The sequence below is a fragment of the Brachybacterium sp. FME24 genome (genome assembly GCF_014897705.1).
GTDB lineage: Bacteria > Actinomycetota > Actinomycetes > Actinomycetales > Dermabacteraceae > Brachybacterium.
This window is the reverse complement of sequence record NZ_JABUXV010000019.1, coordinates 68,183-85,343: the sequence shown is the minus strand read 5'-3', so window position 1 is coordinate 85,343 and position 17,161 is coordinate 68,183. Positions and strand designations below refer to the sequence as shown.

Here is a 17,161-nt window from a genome sequence, read left to right as displayed (position 1 = left end):
CATCTCGGAGAAAATCCCAGGAAGATCCTGTCAACGATCTCCTGAATCCAGACACCTCCGGGCGCACTTTTGTCCTGAGTCGCGTCATCGTTTACGAACGGTGACGCGGCTCAGGTTTTTTGTGGGGCTTCTTCGTGCGTGCGGATCAGAAGGGCTCGCCGGCCAGGATCACCGATCTGCCGGTGCGCGCCAGCCCGCCCGTCAGTAGCTGTGGGGATCCTGGTCCTTCGCGACGCCGGTGACGTGCTCGGCGTGCGAGAGGGTCTCCGCCAGCAGGCGACGCACGTGCTCGTCGGCCGCCCGGTAGAAGGCGAAGGTGCCCTCCTTGCGGCTCTCGACCAGGCCGGACAGGCGCAGTTTCGCCAGGTGCTGGCTGACGGCGGCCGGCGTCGCCCCCACGGCCTCGGCCAGCGCGTTGACGCTGGACTCCTCCTGGAACAGGGACCAGAGGATCTTCACGCGCGTCGGGTCCGAGAGCATCCGGAAGGTGCTCGCCGCGATCTGGGCGTGCTCGTCGTCGGGGACCGGGCGTGCGGGCTCGTCATGCATGGCAGCACTGTACGGGAACCTTGCTATCTGCATGCCTATGCAGATACATTGCAATGGTGAAACCCCACGTCTCCCCCCGCGCGCCCGAGCGACCGCACGACCACGACCACGACCACGACCACGACCACGACCACGACCACGACCACGGTGAGACCGGCTTCTGGGGCCGCGTGCGCCATGCGCTCACGCCGCACAGCCATGACCACGGCGAGGCCATCCGCACCGCCGAGGAGGCCAGCTCGATCGGGATCCGAGCCGCGTGGATCAGCCTGGCCGGCATGGGGGCCACCGCTCTGCTGCAGATCGTCATCGTCGCCCTCAGCGGCTCCGTCGCGCTGCTGGCCGACACCCTGCACAACCTCGGCCATCTCGCCACCACGATCCCGCTGATCATCGCGTTCCGCCTGGGGCGGCGCGCGCCCACGCGGCGGTTCAGCTACGGCTTCCGTCGGGCCGAGGACCTGGTGGGGCTGCTGATCGGCGCCGTCATCGCCGCCTCGGCCGCCCTGATCATCTGGGAGTCCCTGCGGGCATTGACCACCGCTCGCGACATGACGCACCTGGGCTGGGTGCTGGCGGCCGCGCTCATCGGCGCCGCCGGCAACGAACTGGTGGCGATCTACCGCATCCGCGCGGGCCGACGCATCGGCTCCGCAGCGCTCGTCGCCGAAGGCCACCACGCCCGCACCGACGCCCTGACCTCGATCGCCGTCGTCATCGGCGTGATCGGCGCCTGGGTGGGCCTGCCCTGGATCGATCCCCTCATCGGCCTGCTGATCGCTGCGGTCATCGTCCTCGTGCTCCTGGCCTCGATGCGCACCGTGATCCGGCGCCTGATGGACGGCGTCGAGCCCGGCACGCTGGACACCGTGGAGCGCGCTGCCGCCTCGGTCCCCGGGGTCCTCTCCGTCCAACAGGCGCGCGCCCGCTGGCTCGGGCACCGCCTGGAGGCCGAGCTCTCCCTCACCGTCGACCCCGCGCTCAGCCTGGGCGAGGGCGAGGCGATCGCGCGCGCGGTCCAGGAGGAGCTGCACCGGCATCTCCCCCACCTCGACCGGGCCGGGATCCACCTGCGCTCCGCGACACAGCAGGACCCGGTCGCGCCGTAGATCGACGCGCCGGGTCCGGTGCCTGACGGGAGGGCCTCACGGCCCGTGCGCACCCCTTACTGCGCGGCGGCGAGCACCTCGCGCACGGAGGTCCACGACTGCATGAGATCGCGGGCCCCGGGATGGGTCTCGGCCGCGATCGCATCGACGCGGGCCTGCTCGAGCAGCTCATCGATCTCGACGCGCACCCCGCGGTCGACCGAGGCGACGGCCGCCTCGACCATGGCGAAGCTGAGCAGGTTCTCGTGCACCTCGCACATCGGGGTACGACCCTCGCGCAACGCACTGACGAACTCGATCAGCGAGGCGGCGATCTGGTCGGGCTCCTCGCCCGACTCTGCCGCGACCGCGGCCTGCAGGTGCTTCGTCGCCTCCTCGTCGTCCGTGCCGAGCACGGGAGCGCCCTTGCCGTCCCAGGTGGCCGAGCCCAGCTGGGCCCCGATCCGCCACTCGCTGTTCCAGTAGGTGGGCAGCCCGCGCGCGTTCCACGTGCCGTTGTAGACGAACAGCGACCCGTCCGACATCTCGAACGTCGCCGTCACCGTCGCGTCATGGCTGTACACGCTCCAGTCGGGCTGGGCGCCGCGGGCGGTGACCGCGACCGGGTCCGCGTCCATGATGTAGCGCGCGGTGTCGAAGGCGTGGATGCCCATGTCCCGCAGCAGCGGGTGCAGCTGCGTGCGCCGGTACCCCTCCATCTCCGTGTACAGCGAGAAGAAGGCACTGGTCAGCACCGTCGGCCCGTGGGCGGCGACGAAGCTGCGCAGCTGGCGCACCTGCCGGAAGAAGCGCCGGGACTGGGAGACCATGAACGGCACCCCGGTCAGTTCCGTGTGCGCGACCAGGCTGAGGGCCTCGGGCAGCGTCTCGGTGACCGGCTTCTCGCCCAGCACCGGGATCCCGGCGTGCAGCGCCTTCACCGTCACCGGGTGATGGGCGACCGGCACGGTCGGGTCGATGAGCAGGTCCGCGCCGAGCTCGACGGCCAGGTCGACCCCGTCGGACCCGACGCCGACGGCCGACGGATCGGCGACCCCGGCCTGCTCGACGACGCGCTGCGGGGCACCCTCGACGAGGTCGGCGACGCCCACCAGCTCGGCGACCGGGCTCGCGGCGACCTCGCGCGCCCACCAGCTGCCCATCCCCCCGGCGCCCACCACGACCACGCGGGCCGGGCGGTCCGCGGGGAGCTTCGGGAATCCGGTGAGGTGCGGAGCCAGCGTGGGAGCGGCAGCGGTATCGGTGCCGTGACCGGCGTTGATGTCGACGTCAGATGACACGCGTGACTCCCTCGGCGTCGTCTCCGCGGAACCAGTCGCGCGGCGCATTGGCGATCTTGACCGGAGCGGCCGGGCGGTCCTCGGGGCGCGCCCACACCACGGCATTGGCCAGCACGCGCTGGATCTCGACCTGGCGGTAGACAGGGTACTCCTGGTCACCGGGGCTGAAGTAGAAGACCTTGCCCTTGCCGCGGCGGAAGGCGGCGCCGGAGCGGAACACCTCGCCGCCGGCGAAGGAGGAGACGAAGACGAGCTCGTCGGGCGCGGGGATGTCGAACATCTCGCCGTACATCTCCTGCTCGGGGATGACGATCGGGTGCGGGACACCGCGGGCGATCGGATGGGAGCCGCTGACGGTCCACACCCGCTCCTCCTCGCCCTCGTTGCGCCACAGCAGGGAGCAGGTGGTGCCCATGAGCGCCTTGAACGGCTTGGAGTAGTGCGCCGAGTGCAGCGGGATCAGACCCATGCCCTCGTGGACGCGGCGCACCACGCGGGCGACGACCTCGTCGGGGACGTCCTCATGGGCCATGTGGCCCCACCAGGTGAGCACGTCGGTCTCGGCGAGGGCCTCCTCGGAGAGGCTCTCCTCGATGTCGTCGAGCAGGGCGATCCGCACCTCGGCGTCGACGCCGTCGGCCGCGAGCACGTCGCGCAGGCCATCGGCGATGACCGTGTGCATGCCCTCGGGGTAGATCTCCTGGACCTTCGGATCGACCTTCTCGTGCCGGTTCTCGCCGAACACGGCGATGCGCAGTGTCATTGCAGTCCTTTGTTGTGTGGCAGATGCACTGAGGGCGACCCCGTCAGCGCGGTTCGTCCATCGTAGGGGCGCATTCCCACGAGGGAAGAGTCCTGTCCACGACGCGCCGCAACGGATTCGGGCGGGGCTCTGCGGGGCGACTCCTCGGCCCGTGGGCCGACGGGCGGGTCGATGGTGGGCCGATGGTGGGCTGACGACAAGCCACCGGACTCGCCGGACCTGCGCTCTTGCGCCCGTGCTCGCGCCGCGCCAGCTGTGCATCCCGAACCGTGACCTGGATGTGACGTGCTACTCATCGGTACGGGGCTACTGTCGTCGACGGGTTCCCTCAATGGCGAGGGAACCTGTCAGCCTGTCTGAGGCTCATGGCACGGAAGCCCACCGGGGACTCACGTCCGCCGCACCTGCACCAGTCGGCCCGCGTCCGCGAGCTGCTTCTCCAGGGCGGCGGCGGTCTGCTCATGCTCGCGAGCCGCACGGTCACGACCCAGCGTTCCCCCGAGCGCGGCGCCGACGTCGGCCCCCCAGCGGTAGCGGATATCCGTGGTGCGGGCCCCCTCCCGGATCTCGATCTGGGCGGTGAGGAAGAACCGTCGGCCCGCGAGGGCGCCGAGCAGGATCGTGCGGCGACGGCTTCCCCGCTCGTACTCGAGGCGCCCGTCCGCGCGCACCCGGGCTGTCCACCCCCGGCCCACGAAGAAGTCCTCGAGGATCGTGCGCACTGCGGCCTGATCACCGCGCACGACGAACACCACCTGCTCGGAGCGACGCCGGCTCACGCGTGCTTCTCCGCTGCCTCGGTCGCGGAGTCGGCCACGATGGGCGCCGCGTCAGCGAGCCGGGCGCCGCCGATGCGCCGCAGCTCGGCGTTGCCCAGGTGCGGCACGTCGCGGTGGTCATGAGGGTCCGCGCCGGCCCCGAGCGCGAGCGCGATCTGCAGGACGTCGCCGTGGGCCACCAGCACGACGGGCGCGCCGCTGGTCAGCCGGTCGGCCTCGCGCAGCACCTGGTCGACCCGGGTCGCGACGGCGGCGACCGCCTCGACCTCGTCCTGGTGCGCACCCCGCGCACGGTCCACGGCCCACACCAGGTCGTACGAGCTCGCGGGGCCTTCGTCGTGGATCCCGAAACTGCGCTCCCGCAATCGCTGATCCAACTGTGGAGCCGCGGCCCCGATCCCGCCGGCGAACTCCTCGGCGGTCTGGCGGGCACGCGCGAAATCGCTGGAGATGATCACCGCGTCGACCCCGAGGCCCTGCTCGCGCGCCGAGCGCGCGGCGCCCTGCGCCTGGTCCCGGCCCAGCGCGGTGAGTCCCACCTTGGTCAGGGCGCGCGGCCCGGGGGCCGAGACGATCACGCCGTCCACGTTGGCCGTGGACTCTCCGTGCCGCAGCACCCACACGTCATGCATCGCCGCTCCCGCTCGCTGGGGAGCATCCGGGGCTGTCTCGCCGAGCAGGACGCTCCCGGATGCTCATCGTCGGATCACCCTGGTCAGGGCGTGGTGACCTTCCCGGGGTTGAGGTTGCGGCCCGGGTCGTTGTCGGCGAACAGGCCCTTGACCATGCGCACGCCCACCTCGCCGATGTCCTCGGTGATCCAGGGCTGGTGCTCGGTGCCCACCGCGTGGTGGTGGGAGACGGTCGAGCCGAGGTCCACGAAGGCCTGCTGCACCGCGTTCTTGGCCGCGAAGTACTGCTCCAGCGCCTGCTCATGGGAGGAGTACGGGAAGGCGAAGGTGAAGTACAGGCAGGCGCCGGAGTGGTAGCTGTGCGACATGTGGCAGAACATGAAGCCGGGCAGATCCTGCTTCTCCTGCACCGCGTAGAACGCGTCGTACACCGACGTGTGGACCTCGTTGATGCTCGACCAGGTGGCCCCGGTGTCGCACACGTCGCCGAAGACCTGGTAGTTCAGCAGGAAGTCGCGCAGATACGGGGTATCGAACTTCTTCTGGTCGTAGATCGCTCCCGGCCCGGCGCCGAGGGTGATGCCGCCGGCGTTCTTGACGATCTTCTTCACGATCGACTTCTGCTGCTCGACCGACTCCTTGGACCCCTCGAAGCAGACGTAGGAGATCGACATCTCGTTCGTCGTGTCCCAGCCCTGGGAGCGCAGGTAGGCGAACAGGCCGTCCTGCACCTTGGCGGCCACCTTGCCCTTGGTGGAGCTGGGTTCCTTGACCATCGCGAGGCTGAACTCGGTCTCGGGGCCGTCGGACAGCCGGGTGAAGGTGGGGGCGACGTCGGTGGAGCGGGCGATCGCGTGCATCCCGCGGATGCCGTGCTCCCAATCGGGGTACATGTAGGCGATGACCTGGCGCACCGGGGAGATGCGGTGCACCTGCACGGTCGTCTCGGTGATCACACCGAGCCGTCCCTCGCTGCCCAGGATCATCTCGTGCACGCTCGGGCCGGAGTCACGGCCCGGGATCGCCTTGGTGACGGCGATGCCATCGGGGTGGACCACGCGCATGCCGCGCACGATGTCCTCGATGTCCCCGTACTTGTCGGACTGCATGCCCGAGGACCGCGTCGCCGCCCAACCGCCGAGGGTGGAGTACGTGAACGAATCCGGGAAATGGCCGACGGTCCAGCCCAGGGCGTTCAGCTGCTCCTCGAGGTCGGGGCCGTAGACGCCGGCCTCCACGCGAGCCAGGCCCGCGGTGTCGTCGATCTCGATGACTTCGCGCATCCGGCCGAGGTTCATGGTGAGCACCGGGCGCTGCTCGGTGATATCCGGGGTGACGGAGCCGGAGATGCAGGAACCGCCGCCGTAGGGGATCAGCACGAGGTCCTGGTCCAGGACGACCCGCAGGAGCTGCGCGACCTCCTCCTCCGAGGCGGGGTAGACCACGGCGTCGACCAGGCGGCCGAAGTCACCGGCGCGCACACGGAAGAGATCCGGCAGGGAACGGCCGAAGGAGTGCACCACGCGGTACTCGTCGTCATCGAGCAGGTTCTGCTCGCCCACCACGCCGGTGAGCTGCGCACGGATCTCGCCGGGCAGCCGGCTCGCGGGCACGTCGAACTCTGCGAGGTCGGGCTCGATCGGCGTCGCCTTCGCGGCCAGATCCACGCCCACCTTGTTCTTCGCCAGCGGCGCGAAGGCGGGCTTGTTGTCGTAGCGGAAGGTGACGTCGTCCAGGCCCCACCCCCACCACTTGTGCCGCTTGACCTCGCGGGCGCTCAGCCGTTCGCTCATGCGGTCTCCTCCTCGTCCCGGGCGTCCGCGCCCAGGACCTCATCGTGGTGCAGTTGGTACAGGTCTTTGACGCGTTCGCGGATCCGGCCGGAGAAGTCGACAGCGGATTCACCCTCGTCCGAGATGATCGGCTCGCCGAAGACGACGCGCACAGGGGGGCGACCCTTCTTCGGCCAGTTGCGGCCCTTGGGCATCGCCTCGTAGCCGCCGATGATCGCCGCCGGAACGACAGGCACACCGACTCCGATCGCGAGCGCCGCGGCGCCCGGGCTGAAGTCGGCCATCTTTCCCGTCGTCTGCCGGCCGCCCTCAGGGAACACCAGGATCGGGACCCCGGAGCGCAGCAGTCGGCGCGAGGTGCCCGAGTGCTTGCGGCTGCCGCCGCGGTCGATCGGGAAAGCATTGAGCATGGTGCGCACGAAGGCTCGGCGGGGCCACCCCTGCTCGAACCAATATTCCGTCGCAGCCCCCGTGCACAGGAATCGGCCCTGGTTCCACGGCAGGCTCATCGCCAGAAGCGGCCCATCGACGTGACTGGTGTGGTTCGCGACCAGCACGAACGGCCCGCGAATGCTCTTGACCCGGCGGTGCGCCTTGACTTCCGGAGTGACCACGGAGTTCACGAAGGCGCGGAAGAGCACGCGCTGCAGCACGAAACGTGCCGCAGCCCGCCAGCCCGAGCGGTACTTGGCCAGCTCGCCAGTGGGCTTCTCCCAGCCTTCGCCGCGCGATCGCGCGGAGAGCGACTCCATGAAGCGACGGCCGGCGCTGGGCCCCTTCGCCCCAGGTTCCTGCGAAGCATTGGCCTGACTGTCGGGGCCGACGTGCTCGCCGTCGTCGCCGGAGTCCTCGGAGGCGCCGGAGCCTGCGGATCCTGCCACACCGTCGACTCGCGCCGGGAAATCGGCGCCGGCAGAGTCGACGGGGTCGTCAGGTTCCTGCGCGGAGTTCTTCGGGCTCATGCGATCACTTCTCCCGGCTGCGACGATGACTGAGCACGGCGCTCAATCGGGCCACGATCCCACGCGGGGTCGTGCGCAGCACACCGGCGATCACCTTCCACCGCTTCGAGGGGACGGAGACCGGTTTGCCGCGCGCCACATCGCGCAGGCAGTCCTCGACCAGGCGGTCGGCGTCCAGCCACAGCACGCCCGGGATCGAGGATCCCTTGATGCCGGCGCGGTTGTGGAACTCGGTGCGCACCCAGCCCGGCATGAGTGCGGTGACCTGCACGCCCGTGCCGTCGAGCTGCACGCCGAGCGATTCGGAGTAGTTGCCCACCCAGGCCTTGATGGCCGAGTAGTTGTTCTGGGTCACCAGCGCGCTCACGGAGCCGACGTTGATGATCCAGCCGCGGCCCCGCTCGCGCATGCCGCGACCGGCGGCGCCGCCCAGCTTCAGGACGGAGCGGATCATCACCTCGAAGCCGAGGTCGTGCGCGGTGAGATCCTTCTCGAGCAGGCTCGCCTTCACCGAGAAGCCGGCGTTGTTCACGAGCACGTCGACGGGATCGACGGAGGTCTCGAGGCGGTCCGCGACGCGCTGCTGGGCGGCACGGTCGGCGAGATCGGCGACGAGGGTCTCGACCGCGACGCCGTACTCCCGTCGCAGCTGCTCGGCGTAGTCATCGAGGCGGGTGGCGTCCCGTGCGACGAGGACGAGGGAGGCTCCGCGACCAGCGAAAGCCTTCGCGAAAGCGGCCCCGATGCCCGCGGTGCCACCAGTGATCAGGGCCCTATGCATGGCGGCTACGATACACTAGCGCCGCCCTGACCAGCGCGGGGATGACCCCTGGTGAGGCGACCCCCAGGCGCGTCGAACGCGAGCTGGGCCACACACTTTCCACCTCCTGCCGTACCCGTCCACAGAGGGATTCCATGTCGAACAGCACCACGCCCGCCGACCAGCCCGCCACCTCCGGTGGGCTCCGAGCCGAGGACCGACGAATCCTGCTGACCGGTGTCACGGGCTTCCTGGGCCAGGCGGTTCTGCGCTCCCTGCTGGAGACCACCGAGGGCACCCGCGTCACCGCTGTCGTGCGCCCCAAGGGCTCCGTCAGCGGGCGCAAGCGCCTCGAACAGCTGCTGCGCAAGCCCGTGTTCTCCTCCTGGGCCGACGCGATCGGCGACGGGGGCAAAGAGACGGTGAAGGCGGCCTTCGACGCTCGCGTCGACGTTCTCGAGGGTGACCTGACCGACATGCCCGAGATCCAGGACCCCTTCGATGTGGTCATCCACTCGGCGTCCTCCGTCTCCTTCGACCCGCCGATCGACGAGGCCTTCCGCACCAACGTCGGCGGCGCCCGGAACCTGTACGAGGCGCTGCTCGCCTCGGGGCAGGATCCGCACGTCATCCACGTCTCGACCGCGTACGTGGGCGGCATCGCCAAGGGTCTGCGCCAGGAGGGCTCGCTGCAGACCGACGTCGACTGGCGCGCCGAGTACCAGGCCGCGCTCGACGCCCGGGCGCGGGTCGAGGCCGAGTCCCGTCGGCCCGAGACCCTGCGCTCCCAGATCCGCGGCGCGAAGCTGCGCGACGGCCGCATGGGCCCCAAGGCCGTGGCCGCCGCCTCCGAGGAGGCCCGCCGCAGCTGGGTCGACGAGCGTCTGGTCGACTTCGGCCGCACCCGCGCCCAGTCCGTGGGCTGGACCGATATCTACACCTTCACCAAGGCCATGGCCGAGCAGGTCGCCGAGGAGCTGTGGGCCGACGCCGGCCACCGCGTCTCCTTCGTGCGCCCCTCGATCATCGAATCCGCGGTGCGCAAGCCCTTCCCGGGCTGGATCGACGGCTACAAGGTCGCCGATCCGCTGATCATGGCGTATGGCCGCGGCGCCCTGCCGGAGTTCCCGGGCCTGGCGGATTCGATCCTCGACATCATCCCGGTCGACCACGTCGTCAACGTGATCGTCGCCCTGGCCACGCAGGACGTCTCCCGTCGCGGCGACGACGCCTACTTCCAGGTGGTCTCGGGCGCTTCGAACCCGCTGCCCTTCCACGAGATGTTCACCGCAGTGCGCGAGTACTTCGTGGAGCACCCGCTGCAGGACGACAAGGGCCGCCCGATCGAGGTCCCCGAGTGGACCTTCCCCGCCGTCGAGATGGTCGAGCAGCGGTTCCGCGCCAAGGAGCTCGCCGCGAAGGCCGGCTCGGCAGCGGTCGCGTTCCTGCCCGCCACCAAGCGCACCCGCGAGTGGACCTCCGGCCTCCACAAGGCGACCTCGGGCCTGACCACCCTGCGCATGTACATCGAGCTGTACCGCCAGTACACGAAGACCGAGATGGTCTTCGACGACGCCAACACGCGTGCCCTGCGCGAGGAATTGTCGGCCGATTTCCTCGAGGGCCACGACTTCGACATCTCCGGGATCGTCTGGTCCGACTACTTCCAGCAGCAGCACCTGCCGGCCGTCACCGACCTGACCAAGGCCTACTCGCGGGCGAAGTCCGCCCAGAACAAGCGTTCCTCGCGCCCCGCGCCGGAGCTCAAGCACGACGAGAGCTCCCTTGCCATCTTCGACCTCGACGGCACCGTGCTGGCGACCAACATCGTCCAGCAGTACTTCTCCGTGGTCCGCGCGACCCGCCCTCGCCGTGCCTGGCCCGCCGAGATCGGGGGCCTGCTGGCCGCCGTGCCCGGCTACCTGCGCGCCGAGCAGCGCGACCGCTCCGAACTGATCCGCCTGGTCAACCGCCGCTACAAGGGGTACCGCGGTGACGATCTGCGCACCCTCATGCAGGGCGAGGCGGGCCGTCGCATCCGCGCCTCGATCCGCCCCGAGGCTCTCGAGCTCATCGAGCGCCACCGCGCCGCCGGTCACCGCACCGTGCTGGTCTCCGGCGCCCTCGACCTGCTGGTGGAGCCGCTGGCGGACCTGTTCGACGAGGTCGTCGCGACCCATATGGACGAGGACGCCTCCGGGGTCATGACCGGCTACCTCGCCACTCCCCCGCTGGTCGACGAGGCCCGCGCGAACTGGCTGCGCAAGTACGCCGACTCCCACGGAGCGGACCTTGCGAAGTCCTACGGCTACGGCGACTCCCACGCCGACGCCGCCTGGCTCGCCCTGGTCGGCACCCCCACCGCCATCGCCCCGGACCTGGGGCTGTACGCGGTGGCGAAGAAGAAGCGCTGGCAGATCCTGGAGTGGTGACCTCCCCCGCCTGAACCGCACCACCCCGCACCCACCCACGCACCTCGCATCCCACGCACCCACGCACCACACGCACCACACGCACCACACGCACCACACGCACCACACGCACCACTGATGATGGTTACCGGCTAGTAGCCCGCGTGAAGAGGCGGAATAGCCCCCTCCATCCGCCTCCTCAGCCGGGGTGGACGCGCGGGGTGCTCTGCGTCCGGGTGCTCGTCAGGCGCCTCGGGGCACCAGGAGGTCCGCGACCACGGGCCGGTGGTCCGAGGCCTCGAGCGCGAGGTCGTCCTGCGCCACGTGGGCTGCGAGCACCTCGATCCCCGCGGAGACCGTCACGTAGTCGATGCGCTTGGTCGGTGCGGCCGCCGGGTACGTCAGACCCTCACCGGCGCCGGCCGCATCCCACACATCCGTGAGATCTGACCACAGCGGTCCGAGCTCGGGCGCCTCGGGCGGCGCATTGAGGTCGCCCATCAGGATCCGTGACGCGCCGGGACCGTCGGCGGCGAGGATCTCCTGGGTCTCGGCCACCTGGATCTCGCGCAGGGTCGGATCCCCGCGGTAGTCCAGATGGGTGGAGTACACGTGGATGCGCGCCCCCTTCACCTCGAGGACGGCCTCGGCGAAGCCGGGCAGCTTGGCGGCATCCGGGTCCGGGTCCGGGTCCTGTGTGGACAGGCGTGTGAGCTCATGGTTCGTCGAGGCGACGACCGGGAACCGGGACAGGATCGCGAGGCCGTACTCGCGTCGCGGATCGCCCGGCGCCTCGGGCTCGTGCGAGTAGATCGGTGCGAAGAGGTCCCGCATCCCCAGATCGCGGGCGATCTCGCCGATCAGGTCGCGGTACTCGCTGCGCTCGCCCCAGTGGCGGTCCACCTCCTGCAGGGCGATCACATCCGCCTCGAGGGATCGCAGAACGCCGATCGTGCGCTCCAGATCGAAGCGGGCGTCCCCGCCCGCGCCGCCTGAGCCCGCAGCGATGTTGTAGGTCGCGACCCGCAGGGGCACCGGTGGCGGCGCCGCCTGGGCCCCCGGGGTCATCCCCGGCGCGGCCAGGGCGGTGAGGGGAACGGCAGCGAGGATCGGGAGGACGGCGCGTCGACGGATCGACATGGTCTGCTCAGCTCTGTACGGGCGCGCTGAGGCGCCGTCGGGCGATCGGACGCCTCGAAACTAGCAAGCAGCCGACGTGATGTCGACCACCCACGAGGTCACAGCACGGAGGCGAGGAAGCCCTGCAGCCGCTCGGAGCGGGGATGGTCGATGAGCTGCTCGGGGGTGCCGCGCTCGATGATGCGGCCCTCGTCCATGAAGGCGACCTGGTCGGCGACCTCACGGGCGAAGCCCATCTCATGGCTGACCACGACCATGGTCATCCCGTCGGCCGCGAGATCCTTCAGCACGGCGAGCACCTCGGCGACCAGCTCGGGGTCCAGGGCGCTGGTGGGTTCGTCGAAGAGCATCAGTTCGGGCTCCATGGCCAGCGCGCGGGCGATCGCGACGCGCTGCTGCTGACCGCCGGAGAGCTCCGAGGGGTAGTGGTCGGCGCGGTCGGCGAGGCCCACGCGTTCCAGCAGCGTCCGTGCTCGCGCCTCCGACTCGGCCTTGGAGATGCGCAGCACCTGCACCGGTGCCTCCATGACGTTCTGCAGCGCCGTCATGTGGGGGAACAGGTGGAAGCGCTGGAAGACCATGCCGATGCGGGCGCGCTGCGCGGCGATCTGCTGAGCGGAGAGCTTCTGCAGGCGGCCGTCGGGCAGCGACTGCTCGGCGTAGCCCTGGGTGACGCCCTCGATGCGGATGGTGCCGGCGGTCGCCTCCTCGAGCTGGTTGATGCAGCGCAGCAGGGTGGATTTGCCGGAGCCGGAGGGGCCCACCAGCACCGCGACCTCGCCGGAGCGCACCGTGAGGTCGCAGTCCTTGAGGACGTGGAGGTCGCCGAAGGTCTTGTGCAGTCCTTCGACCTCGATGACGACGGGGCTCGACGGGGCGGTGGAGTCGGTGGAGTGGGTGGCGTCGGCAGCGGCTGAGCGGGCAGTGCCGTCAGGAGTGGGGTTCGAGGTCATCACAGCTCCACCTCCGGGAGCGGATCGTGCGGGGTGGTGCCGGAGCGGGTCACGGCGGCCTGGCGGCCGGAGCGGGAGCCGCGGCGCGGGGCGACCGGGGTGCGGTCGTCGAAGCCGCGGCCGAAGTGCTTCTCCAGGAAGTACTGGCCCACCATGAGCACGCTGGTGATCGCGAGGTACCACAGCGCTGCGACGATCAGCAGCGGGATCGGGGTGAACAGCTTGTTGGCGATGCCGTTGGTGGCGAACGTGAGGTCCAGGGTGAAGGGCACGGCGAGCACCAGCGAGGTGGTCTTGAGCATGCCGATGGTCTCGTTGCCCAGCGGGGGCACGATCACGCGCATCGCCTGCGGCACGATGATGCGGCGCAGGATCTTGCCGTTGCCCATGCCCAGGGCCTTGGAGGCCTCGGTCTGCCCGCGGTCCACGCTGTTCAGGCCCGAGCGGATGATCTCTGCGAGGTAGGCGCCCTCGTTCAGACCGAGACCGATCACCGCCGCCCAGAACGCGGTGAGCAGGTCACGGGTGGAGAAGCTCAGCAGCTCCGGGCCGAAGGGCACGCCCACCACGAGCTTGGGGACGATCACTGTGAACAGGCCCCAGAACACCAGCTGCGTGTACACGGGGATGCCGCGGAAGACGAAGATGTACGCCCAGGAGACGCCGCGCAGCACGGGGTTGTCGCTGCGGCGCATCACGGCCGCGAGCAGCGCCACGACAGTGCCCAGCACCATCGCCAGCACCGTCACCAGCAGTGTCCAGCCGACGCCCTGGACCACCTTCACGTCCAGGATGTAGGTGGCGACGGTGCCCCATTCGAGCACGGGGTTGGTGACCAGGAAGTTCACCAGGGCCAGCACCAGGAGGCCGACGATCACCGCGGAGACCCAGGTGCCGGGGCGGGGTGCTGCCTTGGCGCGGATCGGGGTGAACTGCTCGGGGTCGGCCGGGCGGGCGGTGGCCGCCGTCGTGCGCGACGCACCGGGGGTGCCGGACGGGGTGTCGCCGCCGGTCGGCGAGGCGGGGTGGGGGTCGGTGCTGCTCACGGCTGGGGGTTCACTTCCGCGGTCGGGATCAAGCCTGCTTCATTGCCCCATGCAGCGAGGATGCGCTCCATGTGGCCGGAATCGATGAGGTGCTGCACGGCGGCGCGGATCGCCTCGGCCAGCTCCGGCTGGTCCTGGGCGACGACGATGCCGTTGAGGGCGGATTCCTCGATCTCGCCGATGGCCTCGAGGGTCCCGCGGGAGCGGGCGATGGCGTAGGCGGTCACCGGGGAGTCGGCCATCAGGATGTCCCCCTTGCCGCCGGCGACGTTGGTGGCCGCATCGGAGTTGGAGGCGTAGGCGAGCAGGTCGTAGCCGGGCTCGCCCTCGTCCTTGCACTGCGCCGAACGCTCGAGCGAGAGCTCCTCCTGGTACGTGCCCACCTGGACGGCGACCCGCTTGCCGCAGAGCTCATCGGGGTGGATGTCGTAGGGGTTGCCGGCCTTGACCGCGTAGGAGATGCCCGCCTGGAAGTAGGAGACCATGCTGACGGCCGCCAGGCGCTCCTCGTTGACGGTGAAGCTCGAGATGCCCACGTCGTAGGTGGAGCCGACGGCGGGGATGATCTGGGCGAACACCGCGGCCTCGGTGCGGGTCGCCAGGCCCAGGACGGCGCCGATCCCGGCGAGGATGTCCACGTCGTAGCCGATGGCCTTGCCGGAGGAGCCGACGAACTCGCCGGGGGCGTAGTTCAGGGCGGCGCCGTTGATCAGCTCGCCGCGTTCGCGGATCCGGGCCGGCACCAGCTGCGCGATCTCCGGGATCTCGGCGATGTCGGAGTGGTCCACGACGGGGACCGCGTTGGATTCTGCATCCAAGCGCTCGGAGGCCCGGGTGCAGGAGGCGAGCGCGGGGGTCAGCGCTGCGGTGGCCAGGGCCAGCGGGGCGGCACGCAGCAGCGTGCGCCGACGGGGACGGGTGGAAGTCACTGGTGAATAGTATTCATGGTCTTGCATGGAAACCAAACGATGTCGCATGGCTCACCGCGACGGGGCGGCACCGGGATCCACGCGTCCGGTCTCATGCGCCCACATCGCGGCTTCGACCCGGTTCCTCACCCCCAGTTTGGTGAGGATTCCGCCGATGTGCGTCTTCACCGTCCCCAGCGAGAGGTGCAGCTGCGCCCCGATCTCCGTGTTGGTGCGGCCGACGGCGAGCAGCTCGAGCACCTGCTCCTCGCGCGGCGAGAGCGGGTCGATGGGGCTGCGGGGCGGGGCGGAGGGCCGACGGGAGAATTCACCGAGCATCCGCGCGGTCACCCGCGGGGCGATCAGCGCGTCTCCCGCCGCGGCGGCGCGGATCGCCTCACCCAGCAGCTCGGGGCCGGCATCCTTGAGCAGGAACCCGCGGGCTCCGGCGCGCAGAGCCCCGTGCACGTACTCATCGAGATCGAACGTGGTGATCACGACGACCGCGAGCGGATCTGCGACACGTTCGCCAGCGAGCTTCCGGGTCACCTCGATGCCGTTGAGGCCGGGCATCCGGATGTCCACGAGGCAGACGTCCGGCCGCAGCTCCTGGGCCCTGCGGACGGCCTCGATCCCGTCAGCGGCCTCGCCGATGACCTCGATGCCGTCCCGGGTGCCGAGCAGCAGGCGCAGCCCGGTGCGCACGGATTCCTGGTCGTCGGCCACCAGCACGGTGAGCGGGCGCTGCGTCGGGGCGCTCATCGTTGCGCCTGCGCCTGCGCCGGGGCGGTCGGGAGCTCGGCGCGCAGCAGCCAGCCTCCCTCGAGAGCCGGCCCGGCCTCGAGGGTGCCGCCCAGGAGGCTCGCGCGCTCCCTCATCCCGATCAGTCCGTGGCCGCCGGTGGGCACCTCGCCCTCCCCCAGGCGACCCGGCGCACCGGGGAGAGCACCGCGGCGGGAGACGGCACGCTCGGGTGCGTCATCGCGTATCTCGAGCACGACCTGGTCGGCGGCCACGCGCACGCTCACCTCGATCGACTGCGCGCCGTGAGCATGGCGACGGGCGTTGGTGACGCCCTCCTGGGCGATGCGGAACAGGGTGGTGCGCACGATCTGCGGCATCTCGGCGGTCTCGCGTAGGGAGCCGGGAGCGGTGGCGGAGGCGGCGGCTGCACTGGCGCCGGTGCTCGCGCTGGTGCCGGCGCCGGCGCTGGCCCCGAGCCTGACGGTGACCTGCGGCGGCCCGGGATCGGCGAGAGATTCGAGCTGTGCGATGCCGGGGGCGGGGTCGAGTTCGACGACGGACGGGTTCTCGGCCCCTGCCCCGTGCCCGCTCGGATCCCGCAGGGACCTGACCAGCGCGCGCATCTCGGCGAGCACCGACTGCGCCTCACGTTCGATGACCGCCAGGGATTCGGCGACCTGGGCGCGGTCCTCGGGCATCGCCGTCGCCACCTGGGCGCGGATGGCGATGGTGGTGACGTGATGGGCGACCGTGTCGTGGAGGTCGCGGGCCACGGCCTCCCGCTCGCGGGCACGCGCCATGTCGAGTGTCCTGGCCCGGGCGGCGACGCGTTCACGCACGAGTGCGCCGCTCAGCACCGCGGAACCGACCACCGCGAGCCCCACGAGGGTATCGGCGAGCGTGGCCGCGTGCTGCGTCAGGGTGGCCGACATCCCGATGGCGAGCACCACCCCTCCGACGGCACGCATGTTCTTCGTGCCGTGGCGGAACAAGGAGTAGGGCACGGCGAGCAGCACGATCATCGCCGCCATGGCGACCGGATCATGGCCGAGGCGCGCATGAACGATCGCGAGAGCTGCGCCGAGAACGGTGGTCCATCCCAGCAGGAGCAGCGGATGGCGTCGACGCCAGGGCAGGCCCCCGATCATCACGATCGTGAGCGCCGTGGTGAAGGCGGGCAGGAGGAGCTCGCTGCGCAGCATTCCCTCGGCCAGGGCGAGCGCCACGAAGGGCAGCACGAGCGCGGCATCGCGGGGGCGGGGGCCGACGGCCGACGTCGTGAACAGGTCCTGCACCCAGGAAAAGGCGGAGCGGAGCATGTTCGGCATCGTA

16 protein-coding genes are annotated in these 17,161 nt (G+C 70.5%); 2 read left to right on the top strand and 14 right to left on the bottom strand.

What is annotated here, in order from left to right; translation table 11 throughout:
* Positions 1-201: 201 nt before the first annotated feature.
* Entirely contained in the window at positions 202-549 is a 348-nt protein-coding gene (locus INT51_RS18470) for a metalloregulator ArsR/SmtB family transcription factor (RefSeq protein WP_193106808.1), read from the bottom strand.
* Positions 550-605: 56 nt separating this feature from the next.
* Here INT51_RS18470 and INT51_RS18465 point away from each other — a divergent pair, with 56 nt between their 5' ends.
* The gene (locus INT51_RS18465) at positions 606-1,658 is read left to right on the top strand and encodes a cation diffusion facilitator family transporter (protein ID WP_304502254.1); all 1,053 of its coding nucleotides are present in this window, start codon (positions 606-608) and stop codon (positions 1,656-1,658) included.
* Positions 1,659-1,714: 56 nt separating this feature from the next.
* Here the strand turns inward: INT51_RS18465 and INT51_RS18460 are convergent, their stop codons facing one another.
* From INT51_RS18460 to INT51_RS18430, 7 genes are all read right to left on the bottom strand, one after another.
* Positions 1,715-2,938: a Gfo/Idh/MocA family protein gene (locus INT51_RS18460; protein WP_304502253.1), complete on the bottom strand. Its 1,224-nt coding sequence runs from the start codon at positions 2,936-2,938 to the stop codon at positions 1,715-1,717.
* Positions 2,928-3,701 carry a ThuA domain-containing protein gene (locus INT51_RS18455; protein ID WP_193106805.1) on the bottom strand — a complete coding sequence of 258 codons (774 nt, stop codon included), beginning with the start codon at positions 3,699-3,701 and terminating at the stop codon, positions 2,928-2,930. The genes INT51_RS18460 and INT51_RS18455 overlap by 11 nt, the downstream gene beginning before the upstream one ends.
* A 389-nt stretch (positions 3,702-4,090) precedes the next feature.
* Positions 4,091-4,480, bottom strand: a complete 390-nt coding sequence (locus INT51_RS18450; RefSeq protein ID WP_193106804.1) for a hypothetical protein — start codon at positions 4,478-4,480, stop codon at positions 4,091-4,093.
* A complete protein-coding gene (locus INT51_RS18445) occupies positions 4,477-5,112 on the bottom strand; it encodes a histidine phosphatase family protein (RefSeq protein WP_193106803.1) in 636 nt (211 codons plus the stop codon). Before INT51_RS18445 ends, INT51_RS18450 begins: the two co-directional genes overlap by 4 nt.
* Before the next feature lie 83 nt (positions 5,113-5,195).
* Positions 5,196-6,905: an FAD-binding oxidoreductase gene (locus INT51_RS18440; protein WP_193106802.1), complete on the bottom strand. Its 1,710-nt coding sequence runs from the start codon at positions 6,903-6,905 to the stop codon at positions 5,196-5,198.
* On the bottom strand, positions 6,902-7,867 hold the full coding sequence (locus tag INT51_RS18435; protein WP_193106801.1) for a lysophospholipid acyltransferase family protein: 966 nt from the start codon (positions 7,865-7,867) through the stop codon (positions 6,902-6,904). The genes INT51_RS18440 and INT51_RS18435 overlap by 4 nt, the downstream gene beginning before the upstream one ends.
* Before the next feature lie 4 nt (positions 7,868-7,871).
* Complete coding sequence (locus INT51_RS18430; RefSeq protein ID WP_193106800.1) at positions 7,872-8,648, bottom strand: SDR family oxidoreductase; 777 nt, start codon at positions 8,646-8,648, stop codon at positions 7,872-7,874.
* A gap of 134 nt (positions 8,649-8,782) precedes the next feature.
* On the opposite strand from INT51_RS18430, the gene INT51_RS18425 reads away from it, so the two are divergent.
* Entirely contained in the window at positions 8,783-11,059 is a 2,277-nt protein-coding gene (locus INT51_RS18425; RefSeq protein WP_193106799.1) for an HAD-IB family hydrolase, read from the top strand.
* 222 nt (positions 11,060-11,281) lie between these two features.
* On the opposite strand, the gene INT51_RS18420 is transcribed toward INT51_RS18425, so the two are convergent.
* The 6 genes from INT51_RS18420 to INT51_RS18395 all read right to left on the bottom strand — a co-directional run bounded on the left by INT51_RS18420 (position 11,282) and on the right by INT51_RS18395 (position 17,148).
* Positions 11,282-12,178: an endonuclease/exonuclease/phosphatase family protein gene (locus INT51_RS18420; RefSeq protein WP_193106798.1), complete on the bottom strand. Its 897-nt coding sequence runs from the start codon at positions 12,176-12,178 to the stop codon at positions 11,282-11,284.
* A 98-nt stretch (positions 12,179-12,276) separates the two neighbouring features.
* Positions 12,277-13,131 carry an amino acid ABC transporter ATP-binding protein gene (locus tag INT51_RS18415; protein WP_193106797.1) on the bottom strand — a complete coding sequence of 285 codons (855 nt, stop codon included), beginning with the start codon at positions 13,129-13,131 and terminating at the stop codon, positions 12,277-12,279.
* Entirely contained in the window at positions 13,131-14,054 is a 924-nt protein-coding gene (locus INT51_RS18410; RefSeq protein WP_193106814.1) for an amino acid ABC transporter permease, read from the bottom strand. Before INT51_RS18410 ends, INT51_RS18415 begins: the two co-directional genes overlap by 1 nt.
* A 119-nt stretch (positions 14,055-14,173) precedes the next feature.
* Positions 14,174-15,106 carry an ABC transporter substrate-binding protein gene (locus tag INT51_RS18405; protein ID WP_193106796.1) on the bottom strand — a complete coding sequence of 311 codons (933 nt, stop codon included), beginning with the start codon at positions 15,104-15,106 and terminating at the stop codon, positions 14,174-14,176.
* 51 nt (positions 15,107-15,157) lie between these two features.
* Entirely contained in the window at positions 15,158-15,847 is a 690-nt protein-coding gene (locus INT51_RS18400) for a response regulator transcription factor (protein ID WP_193106795.1), read from the bottom strand.
* A complete protein-coding gene (locus INT51_RS18395; RefSeq protein ID WP_193106794.1) occupies positions 15,844-17,148 on the bottom strand; it encodes a sensor histidine kinase in 1,305 nt (434 codons plus the stop codon). Before INT51_RS18395 ends, INT51_RS18400 begins: the two co-directional genes overlap by 4 nt.
* Positions 17,149-17,161 lie beyond the last annotated feature (13 nt).

Coding starts and splice junctions, on each gene's coding strand:
- INT51_RS18470 (WP_193106808.1), bottom strand. CDS start 549: ATGCATGACGAGCCCGCACGCCCGGTCCCCGACGACGAGCACGCCCAG.
- INT51_RS18455 (WP_193106805.1), bottom strand. CDS start 3,701: ATGACACTGCGCATCGCCGTGTTCGGCGAGAACCGGCACGAGAAGGTC.
- INT51_RS18445 (WP_193106803.1), bottom strand. CDS start 5,112: ATGCATGACGTGTGGGTGCTGCGGCACGGAGAGTCCACGGCCAACGTG.
- INT51_RS18440 (WP_193106802.1), bottom strand. CDS start 6,905: ATGAGCGAACGGCTGAGCGCCCGCGAGGTCAAGCGGCACAAGTGGTGG.
- INT51_RS18435 (WP_193106801.1), bottom strand. CDS start 7,867: ATGAGCCCGAAGAACTCCGCGCAGGAACCTGACGACCCCGTCGACTCT.
- INT51_RS18430 (WP_193106800.1), bottom strand. CDS start 8,648: ATGCATAGGGCCCTGATCACTGGTGGCACCGCGGGCATCGGGGCCGCT.
- INT51_RS18425 (WP_193106799.1), top strand. CDS start 8,783: ATGTCGAACAGCACCACGCCCGCCGACCAGCCCGCCACCTCCGGTGGG.
- INT51_RS18420 (WP_193106798.1), bottom strand. CDS start 12,178: ATGTCGATCCGTCGACGCGCCGTCCTCCCGATCCTCGCTGCCGTTCCC.
- INT51_RS18415 (WP_193106797.1), bottom strand. CDS start 13,131: ATGACCTCGAACCCCACTCCTGACGGCACTGCCCGCTCAGCCGCTGCC.
- INT51_RS18400 (WP_193106795.1), bottom strand. CDS start 15,847: ATGAGCGCCCCGACGCAGCGCCCGCTCACCGTGCTGGTGGCCGACGAC.
- INT51_RS18395 (WP_193106794.1), bottom strand. CDS start 17,148: ATGCTCCGCTCCGCCTTTTCCTGGGTGCAGGACCTGTTCACGACGTCG.